The following is a 2,512-nucleotide window of genomic DNA, read 5'->3' as shown; positions in this document are numbered from 1 at the left end:
ATGAAGTTCTGATGGTGAAGATGCTGGTGTTGCAGGCATGGTATGGCCTGTCGGATTACGAGACTGAACGCCAGGTAGCCGATCGGATCTCGTTTTTGCATTTTCTGGGATATCCGGAGAAGGTTCCTGACCGGACAACGCTGTGGCTGTTTCGGGAGCGGCTGACTGAGGGGGGAAAGATTCACCTGATCTGGGAAGAGTTCCAGCGGCAGCTGGACGATAAGGGATACCGGATCAAACGAGGAACTATCCAGGATGCAACGATCATCTCTGCGGATCCCGGCCATGCAAAGGCTGACAAGCCCCAAGGAGACGAGGCAAAGACCCGGAGGAGCCGTGACGGGACATGGATGAAGAAAGGAAAGAAATCCGAGTTCGGGTATAAACTCCACCCGCTGATGGACAAGGATTACCAGTTCATCCGACGATTCGATACAACTACAGCTTCAGTCCACGATAGTCAGATTGATCTTTCCCAGAAAGGCGAGACCGTGTACCGTGACAAGGGATATTTCGGAACGGTCCCATTTGCCTCGATGGACAAAACCATGCACCGGGCAGTCCGGGGACGAGAACTCTCGGAAAAGGACATCCGGAGAAACAGGGCCATCAGCCGAACCCGCTCCCTCGTGGAACGCCCGTTCGCGGTGATCAAACGGGTGTTCCACTCAGGGCATCAGATGGTTACCACCCATCTCCGCGTCCATGCTAAAAATCTCTTCTCCTGTTTCTGTTACAATCTTCTCAACCTCGTTACTATCCAAACCGCCGAGCGGAAGCTTTCGCATTCCGGTTAAAAAAAACAGAAAATTGGATCCAGTACTTCCCTATTTTTCCTCCATAACAAATCAGCGTTCATCAAACAATTCCTCCAAATCGTTATGTATGGCGATCGCGTAGTGGTCTGCGGACAATAACAACCAGTTGGAAATTGAGTCCTTCCCAGACGAGAGATTTGAAGAGATCGAACCGGAACAGGTTTTCATTGACGGTAATGGGTCCTCGTTGGTGGAGGGAGAAATACAATCGGTTGAGAGCGACCCAGATATTTTTCAGAAGGAACGAAATGATGGTGAGGAGGTAACGGAGAGAAACGTTCCTTGAGGAAGTTTTAGCTTTGACGATATTTCTCATACGGTAGGAGGATTCGATAGCGAACCGTTTCTTGTAGACATGGTAGACTCGTCTGGGATTCCAGGAGATGCCGTAAACAACGTAACCGAGGTTAACATTCCCGGAGCGACCGTTTTTTCCTTTTTGGTAATGGACATCGATCGCGAGAGTAAGATCGAGCGGGAAGTCCGGCCCTGGCATGGTGTAGGAGGCGTAGCGGGCACGGTTCCCGGAGAGAACCGAGCCGAGGACTTTGCCATAGTTTCTGACGGGAACGATATGGGGTACGTTCTCGGATTGGAGAAAGGCAAAGACATGGTGGGAATAGAATCCGCGGTCAAGGCAGAGGACCCGGATATGCAGCTTGAGATCACGGATGATTGCGAGGAAGGTTTTGAGGTATTCCGTTTTGGGGATACCGCGTTTTACCAGGAGAACTGCGAGGGTTAACCGGTGTCCGGTTGTGATAATGTAGAGAGAGATGTAGGAATAGAATGAGGTGGTGGAATCTTTCTGACGGCTTTTAATGACGTAGTCACTGTTGGTTTCAACAGCGGTCCCATAGTACGGATCGTTGGTGAAATCGACGGCAAAGTCGTAGGACTTGCCCGGTTTGAGGATAGTATTCTGGGAATATGCCAAAATCTTCGACTGGACTTCCCTGAGTGAATCGAGATCCAGCTTGGACAGGTGATGGCGAAGGGAGGTTTCACACGGAAGCTTGCCGACAATGCTGGTGATCGAATGCAGTGACAGGTTATTGACGGACATTCCAACAAGTGACCGGATTATGGTCGTTTGCTGGAGCGTGCCATTGATGGGAATCGTGATATGACGGGTTACTGCATTAACTGCAATTTCACTACATTCTTCTGCTCGTAACACATTCTCTTCCCGGCGGGCAATTTGCCGTCTGTTGACCATATGCGGCGCCCGCCAACTATTTAGATCTACCGGTTCTTGTTAGCGCTGGTGAAAATTAGTGAACTACTGGGACCGTGTTTCTTGAGGATACGATGTACCGTTCTCCAGGAACATGGGAGATCGAATTGATATTTGATCCGTCGGGCAACAGGGTATGTCAGACAAAGAGCGGACAGTTCAGGAACGGCTCTCCCCTGAGATCGTTTCTCCGACGGAGAGTCTTGGGCAGGCCCCGTGCGGAAAAATTCGGCAGTGGAAACGGTGCCAACACCGAAGGAAAATCCTCATTAAATCGCTTTTTAAGCAAAACGGGACGATTAAATCAGGAAGCGACCGGCCAGTTTAGCGGCCCGTTAAAATGCGCAAAAAACGGACATCCTGCACTCCGGGCGTGGTTCCTGAGACCCGCCGGGGCCATCCTGGAACGAAAAATTCACTGGGATCATGGGGGGCCGGGACCGTCTGTTATACACAT

Annotated in this window: 2 protein-coding genes; one reads left to right on the top strand and one right to left on the bottom strand. The window is 50.7% G+C overall.

What is annotated here, in order from left to right:
* Window positions 1–797: IS5 family transposase (locus CW742_RS10435; protein ID WP_292420119.1), on the top strand; the 797-nt coding region annotated here is incomplete at its 5' end.
* An 82-nt stretch (window positions 798–879) separates the two neighbouring features.
* On the opposite strand, the gene CW742_RS10430 is transcribed toward CW742_RS10435, so the two are convergent.
* A complete protein-coding gene (locus tag CW742_RS10430; RefSeq protein ID WP_394339466.1) occupies window positions 880–1,938 on the bottom strand; it encodes an ISH3 family transposase in 1,059 nt (352 codons plus the stop codon).
* Window positions 1,939–2,512: the final 574 nt, after the last annotated feature.

Source organism: Methanoregula sp., assembly GCF_002835825.1.
GTDB lineage: Archaea > Halobacteriota > Methanomicrobia > Methanomicrobiales > Methanospirillaceae > Methanoregula.
This window is presented reverse-complemented; position numbering and strand designations above follow the sequence as displayed.